Below are 18,031 nucleotides of genomic sequence, written 5' to 3' on the forward strand. Positions count from 1 at the left end.
TGATCAACGCGCCGCCGACAGCACCGCCGACACCACCTGGCCTACCGCGACGTCGAATTCGGCGGCCGCATCGAATCGCGCCAAGAACTGTGCCGCCTCCGCGACATGCGGGAAACTCGACTCCGTCAAGTCGGCCTCCCTGGCCGCGATTCCGGCGACATCGGCAGTGCCGAACGCCGGTCCCGCGCCATACTCGCGCAGCAGCATGCCAACAACCGCCGCCACCAGCAACCGCAGCTGTCGAACCGACTCGCGGGGCCCGAACCCCGCGTCGGCGAGCGACGCCAACACCGCCTCGACGGGAGCGAGCGCCTCCAAGGAGGTCAATTGTCGAGTCAGAATGAGCGGCGCGACGGCAGAATGCACGAGTGCACTCGCCCGGAACGCGTGCGCGATCGCCTTCAGATCGGCCGCGGGATCGCCGGTTCGCGAGGGCAATTCGATCGATCCCAGCACTTCTTCGGCCATGGCATCGAGCAGACCTTCTTTGCCATCGACGTGGTTGTACAGACTCTTGGCATCGACGCCGAGACGGCGCGCAACCGCCCGCAGACTGATCGCGTCGATGCCGCCCTCTGCGACCACCGCCAGCGTCGCGTCGATGATTGCCCGGCGCGACAACGGTTCCGCTCCCTTTCGCGGTCGGCCGCGCCGCATCGGAGCGTCCGGCGTCGAGCCGTGGGCGGTGGCCATGGCGCCCATCATGCCGCAGTGTTGATTTAACCCACAACGTGGACTACAACTTAATCCACACCGTGGGCTTTAGGGTGATATGGCCGGCCCGTTGAGCATGTGAGGAGCAGTGATGTCCCGATTCGCCTTGCCCAGCGAAAACATCCTCCGGGCCCGCGAGAAGCTCGTTCTCGATCACTTTCACGACGAAGTGGCCCAGGATTGGGACGCCACGCTGTCGACCTTCCCGCATCCGCACTACGAACTGATCGCCCAGATGCGCGTCCACGACGGCGACGCCGAAGTCCGCGAGTATTACGCCGACACCCGCGTGGCCTTCCCCGACCAGGACCACGAGATCATCGCGCTCCGACACAGTCTCGACGCGGTGGTCGTCGAGTTCTGGCTTCTCGGAACACATCTGGGGCCGCTCGGCGCGATACCGCCCACCGGCAGCAGGCACCGGACCCGGATGACGGCGTACTTCATCTTCGATGACAACGAACACCTGGTGACCGAACGGATCTACTTCGACCAGCTGACGATCCTCACACAGCTCATCGGCGGCCTCGACAAGCGCAATCCCCGGGATCTGCTCACGCTCGGACGCGCCGTCGTCGGCCTCCTGAGCATGGCCGGCGCCGACCCGGATCCGCGGCTGCTGAACACCACGCCGCCGGATCTATCCGACTAGCGGGCAATCACCTTCCGCCGCGTTCCGGGCCCGCGGACCGATTCAGGCCAGCTGACGCAGCAGCCGGTCGGTGGTCTCCCAGTCGATGCACTTGTCGGTGACCGACTGGCCGTAGACCAGTTCGGTCGGTGCGGCCGGATCGAGCGTCTGCGCGCCCGCGACCAGGAAGCTCTCCAGCATCACGCCGCTGACCGGCTCGCCGGCCCGCACCATCTCGGCGACCTCCATCGCGACTTCCGCCTGGCGCACATGGTCTTTGCCGGAGTTGGCGTGGCTGCAGTCGACGACCACCCGGCCTGGCAGACCCGCCTTGTCCAGTCGGGCGGCGGCCGCGCGGACGTCCTCGACCGAGTAATTCGGCCCGTGCGTGCCGCCCCGCAGAATCAGGTGGCAATCGCCGTTGCCGGCGGTCTCCACCAGCGAACCGCGGCCATGATCGTCGAGCCCGAAAAACACATGCTGCGCCGCGGCGGCCTGCACGCCGTCGACCGCCACCTGCACATTGCCGTCGGTGCCGTTCTTGAAGCCGATCGGCATCGACAGGCCCGACGCGAGCTGCCGGTGCACCTGCGACTCAGTGGTCCGCGCGCCGATCGCGCCCCAGGCGACGGCATCGGCGATGTACTGCGGGCTGCTCGGCTCGAGGAACTCGCAGCCGACCGGCAGCCCGATGTCGATGATGTCCAGCAACAGCTTTCGGGCGGTCCGCAGGCCGCGGGCGACGTCGAAGGTGTTGTCCAGACCCGGGTCGTTGATCAGGCCCTTCCAGCCGATCGTGGTGCGCGGCTTTTCGAAGTAGACGCGCATGACGACCAGCAGCTTGTCGGACAGTTCTTTGGCGATCGGGGCGAGCCGGCTCGCGTAGTCGAGGGCGGCGTCCGGGTCATGGACCGAGCAGGGTCCGACGACGACCAGCAGTCGATCGTCGCGACCGGCCAGCACGTCGGCGATCTGGTCGCGCGCGGTGGCGACCGCGACGGCGCGGCGCGGGCCTAGCGGGAATTCCGCCTGCACCTCGTGCGGGCTGGGCAGTGGGCGAATGTCGCGGATACGCCGGTCAGAAGTGCGTATCGGGACTGCGGTGTCGGTCATGGCTGGTGCCTTCCTGGTTATGCGGCACCTGCCTATCACCGGTGCCCTTGAATGACGAAAGGCAGCGACCTGACGGTCACTGCCTGGGCTCCGGGTGAACTCGCGTGTGCGCTAGATCAGCACTCCATCGACGGCCCCACCCGGAGCCTCGATAAAGCGCCAATAGGCGACTGCGGTGGTGTTCACGCCGGTCACCCTACCCGATCGATCCGGGTTACCGGCAAGTCGCATGTCGTACCGCGGCACACGTACACCGCGTCGACACCGTTCACCGGCGGCCGATCGGCCAGCAGCGGCGTCGAGTCGGCCGGTCCGCCGACGATGACCGTGCCGCCCGGCGCCACCGCCCTGACCTGCTGCAACAGCTCGTGCTCAGAACCGTCGGCCTCGGCCACGGCCACCTGCAGCGGACCGCGCAACTGCGCCTCCATGACGGCCAGCCAATGGCCCGCCGACTGCGGCACCTTCGCGGCCAGCACCGCTCCGCGGGCCAGCGTGTGCGCCGATAGCTCCGCGTAGCGGGCCGGTTCGGCGGCGAGACAGGTCGCCAGCTGCAGCGCCTCGGCCATGAGCGCAGCGCCGGACGGCGTGGCGTTGTCGACCGGATCGCGCGGGCGGGCGATGAGGCTGGTCTCGGCGGTCACGTCGAACCAGGTGCCCGGTGCCTCGGGATCGGCGAAGAGTTCGATCATGGTGTCCAGCAACGTGATCGCTTCATCGAGCCACGACGCAGATCCGGTCGCCTGATGCAGCGTCAGCATCGCCACGACCAGCCCGGCGTAATCCTCCAGCACGCCACCGGGTTCGCCGACGACGCCGCCCAACGATGCCCGCCGGACCCGACCGCCCACGACCTGGCGGTCCACGATGTCGCGAGCAACCTTGTCGGCCAATGAAATCCACTCGGGACGGCCCAACCCTGCGCCGGCCTCGGCCAGCGCGGTGATGGTCAAGGCGTTCCAGGCCGTGACGATCTTGTCGTCGCGGCCCGGCTGCGGACGCTGGGCCCGGGCGTCCGCCAGCCGGCGGCGGACCTGCGAGTAGCGATCCGCGTCGTCGGGGTCGCTGAGCAGCTGCAGCGTCGACCGCCCATGCTCGAACGTGCCGTCGTCCGTCACCGCGAAAAGCCTTGCGGCCCAAGCGGCATCGTCGGCGCCGAGCACATCGGTCAGCTCGCCGGGCGTCCAGGCGTAGGTCAGTCCCTCCACGCCCTCGGTATCGGCGTCGAGGGAGGCCGCGAATCCGTAGGGCGTACGGAGATCGGTCTGCAGGAACTCGACGAGTTCTTCGGTGATCCGCAGGGCCAGCACGTCGTCGCTGACGCGAGCCACATGCGCGTACAGCCGCAGCAGTAAGGCGTTGTCGTACAACATCTTTTCGAAATGCGGAACGACCCACGCGGCGTCGACGCTGTAGCGGGCGAATCCGCCGGCCAACTGGTCGTAGATGCCGCCACGGGCCATCGCCTCCGTGGCCCGCTGGACCGTCTGCAGCGTTGCGGGATCTCCGGTGCGCTCGTGATCGCGCAGCAATGCCTCGAGCGCCATGGCGGCCGGGAACTTCGGCGCGCCGCCGAGTCCGCCGTTCGCGGTGTCCTCATTGGCCACGATCTGCGCGGCGGCATGATCGAGCAGCTGGGCGTCGATCGCCAGGCCGGCATCCGGCAGCGCGGATGCGTTCGCGGACAGGTGATCACGGAGTTTGCGACCCACGTCGAACACTTCGTCACGCCGATCGCGCCAGGTGTCGGCCACCGCGCGCAACAGCTCCGGGAACGAATGCATCCCCGGCCGCGGCGTCGGCGGGTAGTACGTGCCGCAATAGAACGGGTCCCCGTCTGGCGTCAGGAAACAGGTCATCGGCCAGCCGCCCTGACCGGTCATCGCGACCGTCGCGTTCATGTAGATCGCATCGACGTCCGGATGCTCTTCGCGGTCGACCTTGATGCAGACGTATTCGTCGTTCATGATCGCCGCGATCATCTTGTTCTCGAACGACTCGTGCGCCATCACGTGGCACCAGTGGCAGGCCGCATAGCCGACGCTCAGCAGGATCGGCACATCGCGGCGTTTGGCCTCCGAGAACGCACCATCTCCCCACTGCCACCAGTCGACCGGGTTGTCCTTGTGCTGCTGGAGGTAGGGGCTGGTCGCCGCGCCGAGACGATTCACAGTGGCCATTGTGCCCGTAGACCGCGGCGAGATCCCAGTGGCGCGATCCGGTCAACTACTGCCGGTGTCGGGCGGCCGAACGGCCAGGGCCTGAATGACCTGCAAGTACCCCGCGGCGAAGCCGCGGAGCATGTTGGCGACCTTTGCCGGGAAGTCCGGCACGAATACGTGCAAGCCCAACTCGCTCGCCGGCCGCGACAGGAAGGCCGTCATCATCTCCGCGGTCGGCCGGGTGAGGTCGTTCCACTGCTCGATCCGGAATCCCGCCCCCGCCACCGCGGCGCGCAGTTGGTCTCCGCTCACGACGTGGCTGTCCGCGGGGTCGGTCGCCCATGGCACCGGGTAGCCGATGTGGTCGGCGTTCCCGGTGATGTCCCACATGGCCAGTCGACCGCCCGGCGCGAGAACGCGACAGGCCTCGTCATACAGGGAGCCCTTGTCAACGACATTCATCTGGACGTGCTGGCTGACGACCACATCGAATGAGCCGGCATCGAACGGCAGATCAGTGATGTCGCCTTGCACAATCGCGATGCGGTCGCTCAGGCCGGCCGACTCGTTGATCCAGCGGGCGGTGTCGCAGTACTCGTCTGTCAGATCGACGCCGGTGACGGAGCATCCATGCTCGACGGCCAAGAAGCGCGCCGAGCCGCCGATTCCCGTACCGGCGTCGAGTACCCGGTCGTTCGGTCCGATGTCCGCGAGGTGAGCGAGTTGGGCGGTGGCCAATCGACCCAGGGTGTGAAATTCCTCCAGCGCGGCAAGATCGCCCGGCTCTATCGCCGAAGGGTCCTTGCCTACGGAGCGGAGCGCTTCCTCGATGTTCGTGCGAGTCATGCCGGTGGCGTAGGCGGATAGCTGGGTCACGGCGGGGATCCCTTTCGCTGATGGGTCACGAGTTTCTCCTATGTCAAGCCGCTTGAGCGAGAACGGTTCTCGCGGCGGCGTGATCAGTGGTCAGGTGGTTGAAGACGATCCGGGCGAGGCGTCGTTTGAGGCAGCGCAACGCTTCGGGGGTCGACATGCCTTCGGATTTCTTTTTCTCGTAGTAGGTCTTGCCGAGCCCGTCGAGCCGGATTTGGGTGACAGCGATGCGGTGGATCGCGGCGTTGAGTTGTCGGTTACCGGACCTGGTGAGCCGCACCCGGCCTCGGGTGTTGCCTGACCAGACCGGGATCGGAGCGATCCCGGCATGCCGCGCGAAGGCGGCCTCGGACTTGAATCGAGTGATTCCGGCGGCTTCGCCGACGAGTTTCGCGGCGGTCAGGACACCGACTCCGGGCATCGCGAGCAGGGTGGGAGCAGCCTGCTCGACCAAGACCGCGATGCGTCGTTCCAGCTGGTTGATCCGGCCGGTCAGTTCCACGACGTCCGCGAGTTCGTCCCGCGCTAGTTCGGCCACGACCCCGTCCGCTGCGGCCAGCCGGCCGGCGAGGATCTGCTGGTGCTTGGCCAGGTCCAAGGACCGGGGCTTGGGCGCCCACGCCGGGTCGAGTTCGTGAACACGCCACAGCAGCCGGTTGATCGTGGCGGTGCGATGTTGGACCAGGTCATCGCGCCTATCGACCAACAGCTTCAACGTCCGGGACGTCTCATCGTGACAGGCCACCGGAAGATCGGGCTCGCGCAGCGCTGCCCGCGCGACCGCGGCCGCATCGATCGGGTCCGACTTCCCGCGCGTGCGGGCGATCCGGCGTTGCTCGGCCATCATCTTCGGCGGCACCCGCACCACCGACTGGCCCGCGGTCAACAAGTCACGCTCCAGGCGCGCCGACAGGTGCCGGCAGTCCTCGATCGCCCAGACCAGCTCAGTCCCGAACCGCTCACGGGCCCAGGCAATCGCCTTGCGATGACCAGCAGTGTCCGCATCGAACCTCTTGTGGCCCAACTCGCGGCCGGCCTGGTCGATCGCGACGAACGTGTGCGTCCGCTTGTGTACGTCAGCTCCAACAACAACCATGGTGGTTGCCTCCTTCACTCAGATGCGAGGAACGGTTGGGCCGGTCGGCGGACACATCTCAGTCGGGGCGACGCCACGCTCCTATCAAGTCACGCCGGCCGGTCCTTCACACCCGGTGCCGGCAAAACGCATGCACGTCAGCCGAAGGCGACACTCACGCTACGAGCCAGACACCGAGTGCTCAGGATCCAACCAGCCGCCGATAGCGGCGAGCTTCACCCTGACACTGAGACTCACGCTAGCTGCGGTAGTATAACTTTTCAACTAATTAATATTGTTTCTCTATCACCGACAGGATCTCACTATGCGGAGTTACCGCCAGTACTGCTCCATCGCCCGAGCCCTGGACCTGATCGGCGACCGCTGGACACTGCTGATCGTGCGCGAGTTGCTTCTGCGTGGCCCGAGCCGCTTCACCGATCTGCGCAACGGTCTACCGGGAGTGGCGCCCAACCTGCTGTCGACCCGCCTCAAGGAGCTGGAGGAGTCGGGCCTCACGCGACACGAATACGCCCCATCGCCGGTGGCGACCCAGCTGTACCAACTCACCGCCGACGGCCTGGCACTCGAACCCGTGCTGCGAGCCATCGGCCTGTGGGGCGTGCGCTATATGGCGGACGAACATTCCGACGATGCCTTCGACGCGAATTGGCTGGCCTACGCCCCGTCGTGGTTCACGACCGACGCGAATCCCGATGGGCCACCCGGGGTCATCCAGCTCGACGCCGACGGCGAGCGCGCTGTCATCGAACTCGGCGGTGGCACGGTCCGGACCAGTGTCGGCGACACCGACCGTGCAGACCTGACGCTGACCGGGCCCGCACGCGCGGTGCTCGGACTCCTGGTGGGCCAGGCGGATCTCCGACTCGCCGAAGCATTGGGGTTGACGGCCAGTGGTGACGTGCAGCTACTCGACCGATTACGGCCGATTCGGCTCTCCTTTGTAGCCGCCGAGAACGGCGTCCACTGATAGCGCAGCTCCGGCGACATGGGCACGAGCTTGATATCAGCGTAATGTTGATTACATGATTACAGACGAAGCATTGGAGAGGGTGCGCGGCTGGTTCACCGGCCGCCTGCCGGAGGAATGGAAAGTCGCGGCGCCCCGGATCACGATCGATCGCGAAGAAATCACCGTCCTGCTGACGATCGTCGACGCGACGGTGGACAAGGACGCGTCAGCCGCCGAAGCTGCGGAAACTCGGGCCGGACGGGCACGAGCGTTCCGTGAGGACAGCCGCGAGGCCCGGATGGAGATCGCCCGCGAGGCGCAGCATCGGTTCGAGCGCAAGGTCTCGTGGGGCGTCGTGGTCGGCGAACACGAGGAACTGTGGACGCATATCGCGGTGCCGACGATGACCCGGCTGCGGCAGCCGCAACGGCTCGTCCTAGACACGCTGGTCGACGCCGGCGTCGCGAAGTCGCGGGCGGATGCGCTCGCGTGGTGCGTGCGGCTCGTCGGACAGCACCAGGACGAGTGGCTCGAACAGCTACGGACTGCGATGCAGTCGGTGGCCGACGTGCGCAGCCAAGGCCCGACCGCCTGAGATCAGCGGCCGGGCAGCTCGGCGTAGTCGAAGGCGTCGCGGATATTCGCGTTGAAGTACGTGCCGACGCTCTCGGCCGCCAGCAGGCCGTCGAACTGGGCTAGTGGCACATCGAAGTATTGATAGATCCGGCCGCTCAGGAACTCCACCTCAAGGACGAGCGCGTGCGGGTCGTGGCCCACAGACGCGATCACGCTCGACGAGACCGGAGTCCGGTCCATCGACTACGGCTTGCTGCCGTCATCCGCGTCCGGGCCCTTGTCGTCCTCGCCCGAATCCTCTTTATTGTCAAAGGATTTCGGGATCTTCTTGAGATGCTTGCTCATCGACCAGACCAGCAGGCCGGCCGCGATCAGCAGCAACAGGATCATCAGCAGGCCCAGCGGGCTGGCCTTCCCGAATTCGGGGCCGTTGCCATCCGCCAGCACCTGCACGGCAGCGACATTCATCGCAGTCATCGTCCTACTCCCCCGCCTCGACCAGGACGCCATCCTCGATGCCGGCGAACAGGTCGGTCTCCGGGATCGCGGTGGTCACCCGCGTCTTCGCCAGCTCGAACTCCTCGGTGGGCCAGAGACGCTTCTTCCATTCCGGCGGCACCGCGAAGAAGAAGCCGTTCGGGTCGACCTGGGTGGCATGCGCCCGCAACGCATCGTCGCGCTTGTCGAAGTAGTCGGCACACTCGATCTGCGTGGTAACCCGATTCATCAGGTCGTCCTTGGCATCCCACTTCGCCAAGAACTCCTTGAACGGGTTCTCCTGACCCACGCGTTCCAGCTCTTCGCCGTACTTCACCATCGCCGCACGCATGAAGCCGTGGATGTAGTAGATCTTCGAAACCACCCACGGTTCACCGGCATCCGGGTACTTCGACGCATCAGCGGCATCCTCGAAAGCGGCCATCGAGACCTCGTGACAGCGGATGTGATCGGGATGCGGGTAGCCGCCGCGCTCGTCGTACGTGAGCATCACATGCGGCTTGAAGTCCCGGACGATCTCGACCAGCGCCTCGGTCGACTCGTCGAGCGGCACCAACGCGAAGCAGCCCTCCGGCAGCGGTGGCAGCGGGTCGCCCTCGGGCAGCCCGGAGTCGACGTAGCCGAGCCAGCGATGCTGCACCCCGAGGATCTCCTCCGCCTTCGCCATCTCCTCGCGGCGCACCTGGGTGATGTTCTCCTTGATGCCCGGCAGGTCCATCGCTGGATTGAGAATGTCGCCGCGGCTGCCATCGGTCAGGGTCACCACCAGCACGTCGTGGCCCTCCGCCGCGTAACGCGCCATCGTCGCGGCACCCTTGCTCGACTCGTCGTCGGGATGGGCATGCACTGCCAGCAGCCGCACGAGATTCCCCTCACTGTGGATCGGCCTGTCAGATAACTACAGCTAGACACATGGTAGGTATGAGCCATGACCAGCCCACAATCCGCCTCCGCCGGGAGCGGACCGAAACTCCCGCCCGTGGGTCGGTATCCCGTCGAGCGATCGGCGCAATCCCGGCGCCGCTGGTTCATCCTGCTGACGGTCATCGTGGTGGTATTAGGCCTGGTCATCGCATGGATCGGCTACAAGAAGTTCTCCGACGCCGACATCAGCGGCAACGCCACCGGCTACCAGATCATCGACTCGTCGACGATTGAGGTGAAGTTCACGGTCGACCGCAAGAACTCCGACGAGCCGGGCACCTGCATCATCCGTGCCCGATCGAAGGACGGATCGGAGACCGGCCGGCGCGAGGTCTACATCCCGCCGTCCAACGGGACCTATTCGGCGGAGACCATCGTGCACACCTACAAGGCGCCCGGCGTCGGCGACGTCTTCGCCTGCAGCAAATCGGTCCCCGGCTATCTGCAGCGCAGCTCCTGAGTCATTCATTCGGCCGACATTCGCTAGCGGCCGGCATCGTCCCGACGATCTCCTGAATACGGGGGCTCGAACGGAGGAGGCAAACATGAACCGACATGCAATCGGTGCAGCCGTGGCCCTGGCCGGCTCCGCCCTGGTCATCGCCGGATGCAGCTCCGGCGGCAACAACTCCGCGGCGCCCAGCGGCGGCACCAGCACCAGCACTGTGACCGCCACGAAAAGCGCTCCGCCACAGACCAATCCGCCGGGCACGCAGATGAGCACCGCGGCCGACGACCCGCCTGCCCATGACGCGCCCGCGTCGGACACCGACTGCGGTGTGCCGGGCGGCGCCTCCGCCGCCGTGAGCAACGCGATCAGCCAGATCGCCCCGCCGCTGCCGAACAACACGGCCGGATGGCAGGCCGGCCCGGCGAATCTCGACGGTTGCCGCAATCTGAGTTATGTCACGCTCGACACCCAGGGCGCGACCGCGTCGTCGCCGAACCAGCTGCTGCTCTTCCACAAGGGCCGATTCCTCGGCACGGGCACCAAATGCAACCTGGCCTACCAGCAGGTCACCGGCGCGGACGACACGAATGTGCACGTCACCTACCAGTATCTGATCGGCGACGACGACATCAGCGCCCACCCCAGCGGACGCTTCGACATCACCTATCACTGGACCGGATCGCAGGTGCAGATGATCGGCAGCATCCCGGCAGAGGTCGCCCGCGACGAATGCTGAACTCCGGGCGTTTAGGCTGGTCAGGTGAAATCTGCTGCCAAGTCTGGGCAGCCGGTTCAGCAGACTGATTCCGATCAGCAGGGCAACCCCCTGGCCGGGCCGGCGTTCGCCACCATCGCAAGTCCCTACTACCCGATGCTCGTCGCGCTGTTCGTCGGCGTGATGATCATCAGCAATATCACCGGCACCAAGGGTGTATTGCTCTTCCCCTCAATCGATTTCACCCTCGGCCCGATCCAGATGCACGGCCTGGTCACCGACGGTGCGTTCTACCTCTTCCCGCTCGCCTACATCCTCGGCGACGTCATCAGCGAGGTCTACGGGTTCAAGGCGATGCGCCGCGTGGTGGTCGCCGGATTCGCGGTGCTGCTGCTCGCGTCGCTGTGTTTCTGGATCACCCTCGGGCTGCCGAAGGCCCCCTTCTACGACAACCAGCAATCGTTCAAGGACGTCGCCGGAGTGGTGCCGCAATTCCTTGCCGCCGGCCTGGCCGGCTACGTGGTCGGCGAGCTGCTCAATTCGCTGGTGATGGTCAAGATGAAGGCCCGGGCCGGCGAACGCAAGCTCTGGGCGCGGCTTCTCGGCTCAACCGTTGTCGGCGAATTCTTCGACACCCTGGTCTTCTGCTCGATCGCCGCCACCGCGCTCGGCATCAGCACCTGGCAGGACTTCCTGAACTACACCCTGATCGGTTTCGTCTGGAAATGCCTGGTGGAGATCGCCGTCATGCCGATCACCTATCGGGTCTGCGGCTGGCTCAAGAAGCAGGAGCCGACATACCAGGAGGCACTCGCCGAGCGAGCCGAGTAGCCGAGCCGACCGTTATCTGTTGCTGTGGAGCGAGCACAGGCAATAGATGTCGACAGATGTCGAATTTCTGACAGAAAATTCGGACCCGCTAGGGATATTCCTCGTCCAGACTGGCCCGCAGCTGCCGGTAGGACACGTCATTGCGACTCTCGGTCGAGCGCCGCATCGGGATCCGGCCGCTGTCGGGGATCAGGGCGGTCGGAGCGACCCGCAGCGCCTGGGCCAAGCGGTACACGGTGGATAGATGCGGGTCGCTCGATGCGCCATCGCGGCTGGTGTTGCGTTCCAGATTCGAGATCTGGTTGCGATGCATGCCGCACAGTTCGGCCAGATTCTCCTGGGACAGATCGCGTTTGAGTCGCAGGTGCTTGAGGCGTTCGGCGAACGACAGGCCATAGGTCGCCCATTCGAGCGACGCCTCCGTTCGCGACATGCACCCCAATTTGTCCGACGCACAACGTATTGTCTGCCCAACATGTTGTGTATCCGCGCAGCTGGGAGCCAGTGACAGGAGTGATGAGAGTGGAGCTCGGCGACCTGGAGGCCGGAGCCGTCGTCCACGGCGTACGACCGCAGCCGGTGACTGTGGTGGCGGTCATTCCGCAGGGTGACGCCGTGGTGAATCTGATCTACCGCGACGAGTCAGGTCAGACCGGGGAACAGCTGGTGTACGGCTCGGATCTGTCCGGCCTGTCGATCGAGCAACCCGGGTCCCGATGGTCGTTCACCGCCGACGGGCAGCAGTTCCGGCTGGCCGCGGAGGCGTTGCGCATCCGAATGGCCGGACTGCATGACCCGATGCTGGCGGTCTCCTCCAGCGATGTGCGGCCACTGCCGCATCAGATTCGCGCAGTCTACGGAGAACTGTTGCCGCGCATCCCGTTACGGTTCCTACTCGCCGATGACCCGGGTGCCGGCAAGACAATCATGGCGGGCCTCTACGCCAAAGAGCTGATGCTGCGCGGCGACCTCAAACGGATGCTGGTCATCGCACCAGGCGGACTGGTGGACCAGTGGCAGGACGAGCTCGGGTCCAAGTTCGACATCCACGTGGAGATACTGACCAGCGCCATGGTCGAAGCGGAACCGCACGGCAATCCGTTTGTCACGCATCCGATGCTGGTGGCACGCATGGACGCGTTGTCCCGCAACGAGGACCTGCTCGACAAGCTCCGCGAGAGCGAGTGGGACCTGATCGTGGTCGATGAGGCGCACCGCATGTCCGCAAACTGGTGGGGTGGCGAACTGCGCAAGACGAGACGCTATGAGCTGGGACAGATGCTCGGCTCCATCACCCGGCATCTGCTGCTGATGTCGGCGACGCCGCACGCCGGCAGTGACGAGAATTTCCAGGCATTCCTTGCACTCCTCGATCCGGATCGTTTCGAAGGCCAATTCCGCGAGGGTGCGCATTCCGTGGACACCTCCGGCCTCATGCGCCGCATGGTGAAGGAAGACCTTCTGACTTTCGACGGCAAGAGCTTGTTCCCCGAGCGTCGGGCGGACACTCTCCCCTTCCAGCTGTCACCGGGCGAGAGTGAACTATACGAGGCAGTCACCCAATACGTCCGCGAAGAGATGAATCGCGCCGATTCGTTGATCGACAACCGCAGGCGCACTGTCGGATTCGCGTTGACGGTGCTGCAGCGCCGGCTCGCGTCCAGCACCCACGCGATCTTGCGCTCACTGGAACGACGGCGCACGCGGCTGCAGGCTCGGAAGCGCGAGATGCTCGACGGCGTCCCCGTGGGCACCACTGTGATTCCCAATATCAGCTCCTACGAGGATGATCCGGACGAATTCGATGCTGCCGAAGCCGAGCAGCTCGAGACTGACGTGCTCGACGCCGCGACGGCCGCCCAGACGGCGGCGGAGCTGGATGTCGAGATCGCGCAGCTCGACAAGTTGGTCGCCCTCGCGGCACGGGTGCGGAACGACAACACAGATAGCAAATGGGATCAGGTCCGGCAGCTGCTGCTGAATCACGACGACCTGCGTGACCCCCAGGGGAACCCGCGCAAGCTGATCATCTTCACTGAACACCGCGACACCCTCGATTATCTGCAAGAGCGGATCTCGAACCTGCTGGGCCGCAACGATGCCGTCGCCACCATCCACGGTGGCACCAGCCGCGATGAACGCCGCCGCATCCGCGAGGAATTCACCCACAACGACGACCTGGTCATCCTGCTGGCCACCGACGCCGCCGGCGAAGGTCTGAACCTGCAATCGGCACACTTGATGATCAACTACGACCTGCCCTGGAACCCGAACCGGATCGAGCAACGCTTCGGCCGTATCCACCGGATCGGTCAACTGAGGCCATGTCGACTGTGGAACCTGGTCGCCGACGACACCCGCGAGGGCCAGGTGTACAAGCGGCTCCTGGAGAAGATGGAGGCGCAGCGAAAGGCTTATGGCGGCAGGCTGTTCGACGTCCTCGGCGAGGAGGTGTTCCGCGGCGATGTTTCGCTGCGCAAGGTACTCATGGACGCGATCCGATACGGCGATGACCCGGCGCGCCTTGATGAACTCAACCGCGTCGTCGACGCCGAGGTGTCGCGTGGTGCCGCGGAGCTGATCGACGAACAGGCGCTAGCGCGCGAAGTACTCGACCCAATAGAACTGGCGGAAATCCGTGCTCGGATGGATGACGCGATGACCCGACGGCTGCAGCCCTATTTCATTGAGAGCTTCTTCCATTCGGCGTTCGATGAGTTGGGCGGCCGGCTGTCGAAGCGAGAGCCGCAGCGCTTCGAGATTCCGAATGTTCCTCTCGCCGTGCGCAGTCGGGGATCGAACACGTGGCAGCCCATCGCGTCCAGATATCACCGGGTGACCTTCGAGCCGTCGCGGATGGAGGGTCCGGAACGTGCCGAGCTCCTGGCGCCCGGGCATCCGTTGATGGACGCGGTCGTCGACCTGACGATCGAGCGACATCGGTCTGCGCTGGAGACCGGCGCGATTCTGGTCGACCCATCGGACTTCGGCGAGACGCCGCATCTGCTGGTCGCGCTGAGCACCGAGATCTCCGACGGCACCGGAGCCGTCGTGAGCAAACGATTCTCATTCGTCAGCATGAGCCCCGATGGGTCGGTCGAGTCGGCCGGTCCCGCACCGTACCTCGATTCGGAGCCGTTGGACGACAGACCCGATATCGCGGAGCGTCTGCTGGCTCAACCCTGGTTGTCCGGCGGCGTCGACCAGGTCGCTACCAATTGGGCCGTGAGCAACGACCAGCCGGCGCACCTGGCGGAGGTTCGCGACCGGCTGCTCCCCCAGATCGAGAAGACCCGCACTGAGGTTCGCAAGCGCCTGTCACAGCAGTCGGACTATCTGGTGAGCGAAGCCATGAAGGTCGCCGAGCAGTCGGCCACAGGCAAAGTCCGCAAACGCCAACGTGTATCGGCTGAGACGTTGCGGTCGCGCGCCGACGATCTTCAGGTGCGGTTGGCTCAGCGTATGGCGCGGCTGGATCAGGAGTCGAGGTTGTCGGCGTTGCCCCCACGAGTCGTCGGCGCGGCATTGATCGTGCCCCAGGGGATGCTGCTCAGCGCCGGTGAACGCGCATACGCCAAGGAGACGCAGGAGGTCGAGCGGCGGGCCGTCGACCTCGTACTGGATTGCGAGCGCCGCCTCGGGCGAGTGCCGACCGAGATGCCACACAACAACAAGGGTTTCGATATTCGGTCGGTCGGGCCTGACGGCTCAGCGATCATCATCGAGGTCAAAGGCCGGATCGCCGGCGCCGACGGATTCTTCATCACCTACAGCGAGGTTCGCGAGGGGGTGAACTCGGGCGACCGCCATCGACTCGCCATGGTCGAGGTCAGTCCCGACGGGCCAGAGCATGACCGAGTTCGCTACGTGCGCAACGCATTCGCTGGCTACGAATCTGGGTCGCTGGCTGTCAACAAGACCTACGTCGACTGGACACAAACCTGGGCCCGGGGCGGCGAGCCGGTCTAACCGGCAGCCGCTGCCTGCTTCTGCGGATAGCCGGCGAGCATAAGGCTGGACACCGCGCCGAGCGCTTCCGCCCATGCCGCGCTCATTTCCTTCGTCCATGCGTCGCCGGCGATCTCGGCCATCGCGGCGATCATGCACTCACCGACCGCCTCGTACATCGGCGCGGTGACGCCCATGTCGGCGTGACGGCGGCCGAGCGACCCGAGGTTGTCGGCGAGCCACTCGGAGTTGTCGAGATGGTCGAGTACGGCGACGAGTGCCTGGCGCAGCATTGCCGCCTGGAGTTTGCCGTCACGCTGGAACATCGGCCGAACGGCCGGATAGCGGTCGAACAGGATTTCGTAGAAACGAACGGTCAGGCCGTCGTCGGGTAGATCGACAAGCATCAGGCTGTTTTCGAGAAGTTGTTTGTTCATGCCTCCACATGCTGCTCGGCGGCGGTTGCGTCGAGGAGACGCCGATGGATGAGGCATGTAACCAATAGCTCACAGGGCAGCCGACGCACTCCGAGTCTGACCAGCTGGCCGTCGGACCCCTCAGTTATGCTCAAGAGCTCTGCACAACATGTTATGCAGAACTGGCGCCGCGTTCCGCGGAACGCCACCCCGCCTGTTTAGGAGCTACGCGCGTTCATGTCGACCGATGCACAACATGTTGGTACTCGCCGCAAGCTGATCGAGGTGGCGCTGCCACTACAGAAGATCAACGAAGCGGCGGCCGCGAAACGCCCCGTGAAGCATCCCTGGTCAATGAGCTACTGGTGGGCGCGTCGTCCACTTCCAGTAGCACGAGCCGTTCTGTTCGCACAGCTCGTGGACGACCCGTCGTCCGACCCCGCACTTTCTCCCGATGAAGTGCTTGCCCGTCGCCGCGAGCTACACGAGCTGTTGGAAGAACTCGTCATCTGGGACAAGACGAACAACGAGCGCGTACTTGAGCGCGCACGGATCGAGATACTCAAGTCGACCGGAGGCAATCCGCCCCCGGTATTCGATCCGTTCGCGGGCGGCGGAACCATCCCGCTCGAAGCCCAGCGTCTCGGCCTAACAGCACACGCATCCGACTTGAATCCCGTTGCGGTACTGATCAACAAGGCACTTGTCGAGATCCCACCGAAATTTGCAGGGCAGCCACCGGTGTACCCGGGTGCAGCTGCTGAACAGATCACCAGTTGGCCGCGCGCCAACGGTCTCGCCGAAGATGTACGGCGCTACGGCCAGTGGATGCGCGACGAGGCCGAGAACCGGATTGGCCATATCTACCCAAAAGCAACCCTTTCCAACGGCTCACAGGCAACGGTGATCGCCTGGATTTGGGCGCGAACTATCAAGTGCCCAAATCCGGCTTGCGGAATTCGTATGCCACTGGTGCGATCTTGGTGGCTTAGCAAGAAAAAGGGAAAGGAGGCATACGCAGTTCCTTCTGTTCAACACGGCAAAGTGCACTTCGAAATCGCGCGCGACCCAGGCCAGGCGCCCCCTAATGTCGATGTCGGCACCATGTCCGGCAAACGTGGGGGCATCTGCGTCGGTTGTGGCTCTGTGGCGGAGACCGACTACATAAAGGCCGAAGGCCGGCACGGACGGCTCGGAGAGCAGCTAATAGCGACCATCGTTGACGATCATCGACGGAAGGCCTACCTCCCTCCGACACCCGACCAGGAGAGCGCAGCGGAGATCAGCCGGCCCCCCGACGTCCCAGACCAGGAACTCGGATACCACCCGAAGGACGTGTGGACGCCGCCGTATGGCCTCACTCGGTTTTCCGACTTGTTCACGCATCGGCAGCTAAACGCAATCACCGTCCTGAGCGATCTGATCATGGTTACCCGCGACCGCGTGCTGACCGATGCGTTGTTGGCGGGCCTACCCGAGGAGTTGGATTCAAATCGCATCACCGCTTCGGGTTATGCCGATGCAATCGCGACCTACCTGGCGCTGGCGCTGAACAGAGCAGTCGACAACGGATCCTCAATCACAACCTGGCACAACAAGAATGAGCAGATCCGCAGTACATTCTCGCGCCAGGCGATCTCAATGTCATGGGACTTCTTGGAGCCCAATCTGCTCAGCAACTCACTGGGTTCGTGGTCGGCGCATCTGAAACTCGTGGTAGACGGAATTCCAACCCTTCCAGCATATCCCCGAGCATCAGCGCATCAGGCAGCAGCAGAGAGCGCTGATTTCACCGGCTATAGGGACTGCTGCACGTTCAGGTGACATCTGATCTGGCTTGCCTCTGGGCGGGCCTGGAAGGATGTTGTTGTGCCCAAGCCGTATCCGAGAGAGTTTCGTGATGATGTCGTGCGCGTGGCCCGTGCCCGCGAGTCCGGTGTCACGTTGGCCCAGATCGCGCGGGACTTCGGTGTTCATGAAATGACGTTGACCAAATGGCTGCGTCAGGCCGCTGTCGATGATGGCGAGCGGCCCGGAACGAGTACGTCGGAGTCGGCCGAGTTGCGGGAGGCGAATCGGCGGATCCGGTTGCTGGAGCAGGAGAACGAGGTCTTGCGGCGGGCGACCGCCT

19 protein-coding genes are annotated in these 18,031 nt (G+C 65.0%); 9 read left to right on the top strand and 10 right to left on the bottom strand.

All coding sequences use genetic code 11. The features are described 5' to 3' along the window. Positions 1-3: 3 nt before the first annotated feature. Entirely contained in the window at positions 4-693 is a 690-nt protein-coding gene (locus tag G341_RS0110825; RefSeq protein ID WP_245556966.1) for a TetR family transcriptional regulator, read from the bottom strand. A gap of 112 nt (positions 694-805) precedes the next feature. On the opposite strand from G341_RS0110825, the gene G341_RS0110830 reads away from it, so the two are divergent. After that, complete coding sequence (locus G341_RS0110830; protein ID WP_018179163.1) at positions 806-1,366, top strand: ester cyclase; 561 nt, start codon at positions 806-808, stop codon at positions 1,364-1,366. A 42-nt stretch (positions 1,367-1,408) separates the two neighbouring features. Here the strand turns inward: G341_RS0110830 and G341_RS0110835 are convergent, their stop codons facing one another. The 4 genes from G341_RS0110835 to G341_RS0110855 all read right to left on the bottom strand — a co-directional run bounded on the left by G341_RS0110835 (position 1,409) and on the right by G341_RS0110855 (position 6,607). Further along, on the bottom strand, positions 1,409-2,458 hold the full coding sequence (locus tag G341_RS0110835) for a 3-deoxy-7-phosphoheptulonate synthase (RefSeq protein ID WP_026303529.1): 1,050 nt from the start codon (positions 2,456-2,458) through the stop codon (positions 1,409-1,411). Positions 2,459-2,649: 191 nt separating this feature from the next. Next, positions 2,650-4,638 carry a thioredoxin domain-containing protein gene (locus G341_RS0110845; protein ID WP_018179165.1) on the bottom strand — a complete coding sequence of 663 codons (1,989 nt, stop codon included), beginning with the start codon at positions 4,636-4,638 and terminating at the stop codon, positions 2,650-2,652. Between the two features lie 42 nt (positions 4,639-4,680). Continuing rightward, on the bottom strand, positions 4,681-5,496 hold the full coding sequence (locus G341_RS0110850) for a class I SAM-dependent methyltransferase (RefSeq protein ID WP_018179166.1): 816 nt from the start codon (positions 5,494-5,496) through the stop codon (positions 4,681-4,683). 43 nt (positions 5,497-5,539) lie between these two features. Further along, on the bottom strand, positions 5,540-6,607 hold the full coding sequence (locus G341_RS0110855; protein WP_018179167.1) for an IS110 family RNA-guided transposase: 1,068 nt from the start codon (positions 6,605-6,607) through the stop codon (positions 5,540-5,542). A gap of 286 nt (positions 6,608-6,893) precedes the next feature. Here G341_RS0110855 and G341_RS21740 point away from each other — a divergent pair, with 286 nt between their 5' ends. Further along, positions 6,894-7,559 (top strand): winged helix-turn-helix transcriptional regulator, encoded by a 666-nt coding sequence (locus tag G341_RS21740; protein ID WP_018179168.1) that lies wholly within the window; start codon positions 6,894-6,896, stop codon positions 7,557-7,559. A 55-nt stretch (positions 7,560-7,614) separates the two neighbouring features. Next, positions 7,615-8,136 (top strand): hypothetical protein, encoded by a 522-nt coding sequence (locus G341_RS0110870; protein WP_051092728.1) that lies wholly within the window; start codon positions 7,615-7,617, stop codon positions 8,134-8,136. 2 nt (positions 8,137-8,138) lie between these two features. Here G341_RS0110870 and G341_RS0110875 read toward each other — a convergent pair whose 3' ends face one another. Genes G341_RS0110875 through mca form a run of 3 tightly spaced genes read right to left on the bottom strand, consistent with a single transcriptional unit; the run spans position 8,139 to position 9,477 of the window. After that, positions 8,139-8,357, bottom strand: a complete 219-nt coding sequence (locus tag G341_RS0110875) for a KTSC domain-containing protein (protein ID WP_043451196.1) — start codon at positions 8,355-8,357, stop codon at positions 8,139-8,141. Between the two features lie 3 nt (positions 8,358-8,360). After that, a complete protein-coding gene (locus tag G341_RS21745) occupies positions 8,361-8,594 on the bottom strand; it encodes a hypothetical protein (protein WP_018179171.1) in 234 nt (77 codons plus the stop codon). 4 nt (positions 8,595-8,598) lie between these two features. Beyond that, positions 8,599-9,477, bottom strand: a complete 879-nt coding sequence (mca, locus tag G341_RS0110885; protein WP_018179172.1) for a mycothiol conjugate amidase Mca — start codon at positions 9,475-9,477, stop codon at positions 8,599-8,601. A gap of 117 nt (positions 9,478-9,594) precedes the next feature. On the opposite strand from mca, the gene G341_RS0110890 reads away from it, so the two are divergent. The 3 genes from G341_RS0110890 to G341_RS0110900 all read left to right on the top strand — a co-directional run bounded on the left by G341_RS0110890 (position 9,595) and on the right by G341_RS0110900 (position 11,536). Further along, on the top strand, positions 9,595-9,999 hold the full coding sequence (locus G341_RS0110890; RefSeq protein WP_018179173.1) for a DUF4307 domain-containing protein: 405 nt from the start codon (positions 9,595-9,597) through the stop codon (positions 9,997-9,999). A gap of 85 nt (positions 10,000-10,084) precedes the next feature. Beyond that, positions 10,085-10,726 (top strand): LppP/LprE family lipoprotein, encoded by a 642-nt coding sequence (locus G341_RS23055; RefSeq protein ID WP_018179174.1) that lies wholly within the window; start codon positions 10,085-10,087, stop codon positions 10,724-10,726. 135 nt (positions 10,727-10,861) lie between these two features. Next, positions 10,862-11,536 carry a queuosine precursor transporter gene (locus tag G341_RS0110900; protein ID WP_155826926.1) on the top strand — a complete coding sequence of 225 codons (675 nt, stop codon included), beginning with the start codon at positions 10,862-10,864 and terminating at the stop codon, positions 11,534-11,536. Between the two features lie 88 nt (positions 11,537-11,624). Here G341_RS0110900 and G341_RS0110905 read toward each other — a convergent pair whose 3' ends face one another. Next, complete coding sequence (locus G341_RS0110905) at positions 11,625-11,969, bottom strand: helix-turn-helix domain-containing protein (protein WP_018179176.1); 345 nt, start codon at positions 11,967-11,969, stop codon at positions 11,625-11,627. 83 nt (positions 11,970-12,052) lie between these two features. Here G341_RS0110905 and G341_RS0110910 point away from each other — a divergent pair, with 83 nt between their 5' ends. Then, a complete protein-coding gene (locus tag G341_RS0110910) occupies positions 12,053-15,505 on the top strand; it encodes a helicase-related protein (protein WP_043451198.1) in 3,453 nt (1,150 codons plus the stop codon). Here G341_RS0110910 and G341_RS0110915 read toward each other — a convergent pair. Further along, positions 15,502-15,921, bottom strand: a complete 420-nt coding sequence (locus G341_RS0110915) for a globin domain-containing protein (RefSeq protein ID WP_018179178.1) — start codon at positions 15,919-15,921, stop codon at positions 15,502-15,504. The two genes, G341_RS0110910 and G341_RS0110915, sit on opposite strands and share 4 nt — an antisense overlap. Before the next feature lie 216 nt (positions 15,922-16,137). On the opposite strand from G341_RS0110915, the gene G341_RS23500 reads away from it, so the two are divergent. Next, positions 16,138-17,724 carry a DUF1156 domain-containing protein gene (locus tag G341_RS23500; RefSeq protein WP_081622504.1) on the top strand — a complete coding sequence of 529 codons (1,587 nt, stop codon included), beginning with the start codon at positions 16,138-16,140 and terminating at the stop codon, positions 17,722-17,724. A 45-nt stretch (positions 17,725-17,769) separates the two neighbouring features. Next, positions 17,770-18,031 (top strand): IS3 family transposase (locus G341_RS24025; RefSeq protein ID WP_026303535.1); only part of this gene is annotated, 262 nt, incomplete at its 3' end.

It is taken from the genome of Jongsikchunia kroppenstedtii DSM 45133, from assembly GCF_000380485.1.
GTDB classification, from domain to species: Bacteria; Actinomycetota; Actinomycetes; order Mycobacteriales; family Mycobacteriaceae; genus Jongsikchunia; species Jongsikchunia kroppenstedtii.

Coding starts and splice junctions, on each gene's coding strand:
- G341_RS21745 (WP_018179171.1), bottom strand. CDS start 8,594: ATGACTGCGATGAATGTCGCTGCCGTGCAGGTGCTGGCGGATGGCAAC.
- G341_RS0110835 (WP_026303529.1), bottom strand. CDS start 2,458: ATGACCGACACCGCAGTCCCGATACGCACTTCTGACCGGCGTATCCGC.
- G341_RS0110910 (WP_043451198.1), top strand. CDS start 12,053: ATGAGAGTGGAGCTCGGCGACCTGGAGGCCGGAGCCGTCGTCCACGGC.
- G341_RS23055 (WP_018179174.1), top strand. CDS start 10,085: ATGAACCGACATGCAATCGGTGCAGCCGTGGCCCTGGCCGGCTCCGCC.
- G341_RS0110830 (WP_018179163.1), top strand. CDS start 806: ATGTCCCGATTCGCCTTGCCCAGCGAAAACATCCTCCGGGCCCGCGAG.
- G341_RS0110915 (WP_018179178.1), bottom strand. CDS start 15,921: ATGAACAAACAACTTCTCGAAAACAGCCTGATGCTTGTCGATCTACCC.
- G341_RS0110875 (WP_043451196.1), bottom strand. CDS start 8,357: ATGGACCGGACTCCGGTCTCGTCGAGCGTGATCGCGTCTGTGGGCCAC.
- G341_RS23500 (WP_081622504.1), top strand. CDS start 16,138: ATGTCGACCGATGCACAACATGTTGGTACTCGCCGCAAGCTGATCGAG.
- G341_RS0110870 (WP_051092728.1), top strand. CDS start 7,615: ATGATTACAGACGAAGCATTGGAGAGGGTGCGCGGCTGGTTCACCGGC.
- G341_RS0110825 (WP_245556966.1), bottom strand. CDS start 693: ATGGCCACCGCCCACGGCTCGACGCCGGACGCTCCGATGCGGCGCGGC.
- G341_RS21740 (WP_018179168.1), top strand. CDS start 6,894: ATGCGGAGTTACCGCCAGTACTGCTCCATCGCCCGAGCCCTGGACCTG.
- G341_RS0110905 (WP_018179176.1), bottom strand. CDS start 11,969: ATGTCGCGAACGGAGGCGTCGCTCGAATGGGCGACCTATGGCCTGTCG.
- G341_RS0110845 (WP_018179165.1), bottom strand. CDS start 4,638: ATGGCCACTGTGAATCGTCTCGGCGCGGCGACCAGCCCCTACCTCCAG.
- G341_RS0110900 (WP_155826926.1), top strand. CDS start 10,862: ATGCTCGTCGCGCTGTTCGTCGGCGTGATGATCATCAGCAATATCACC.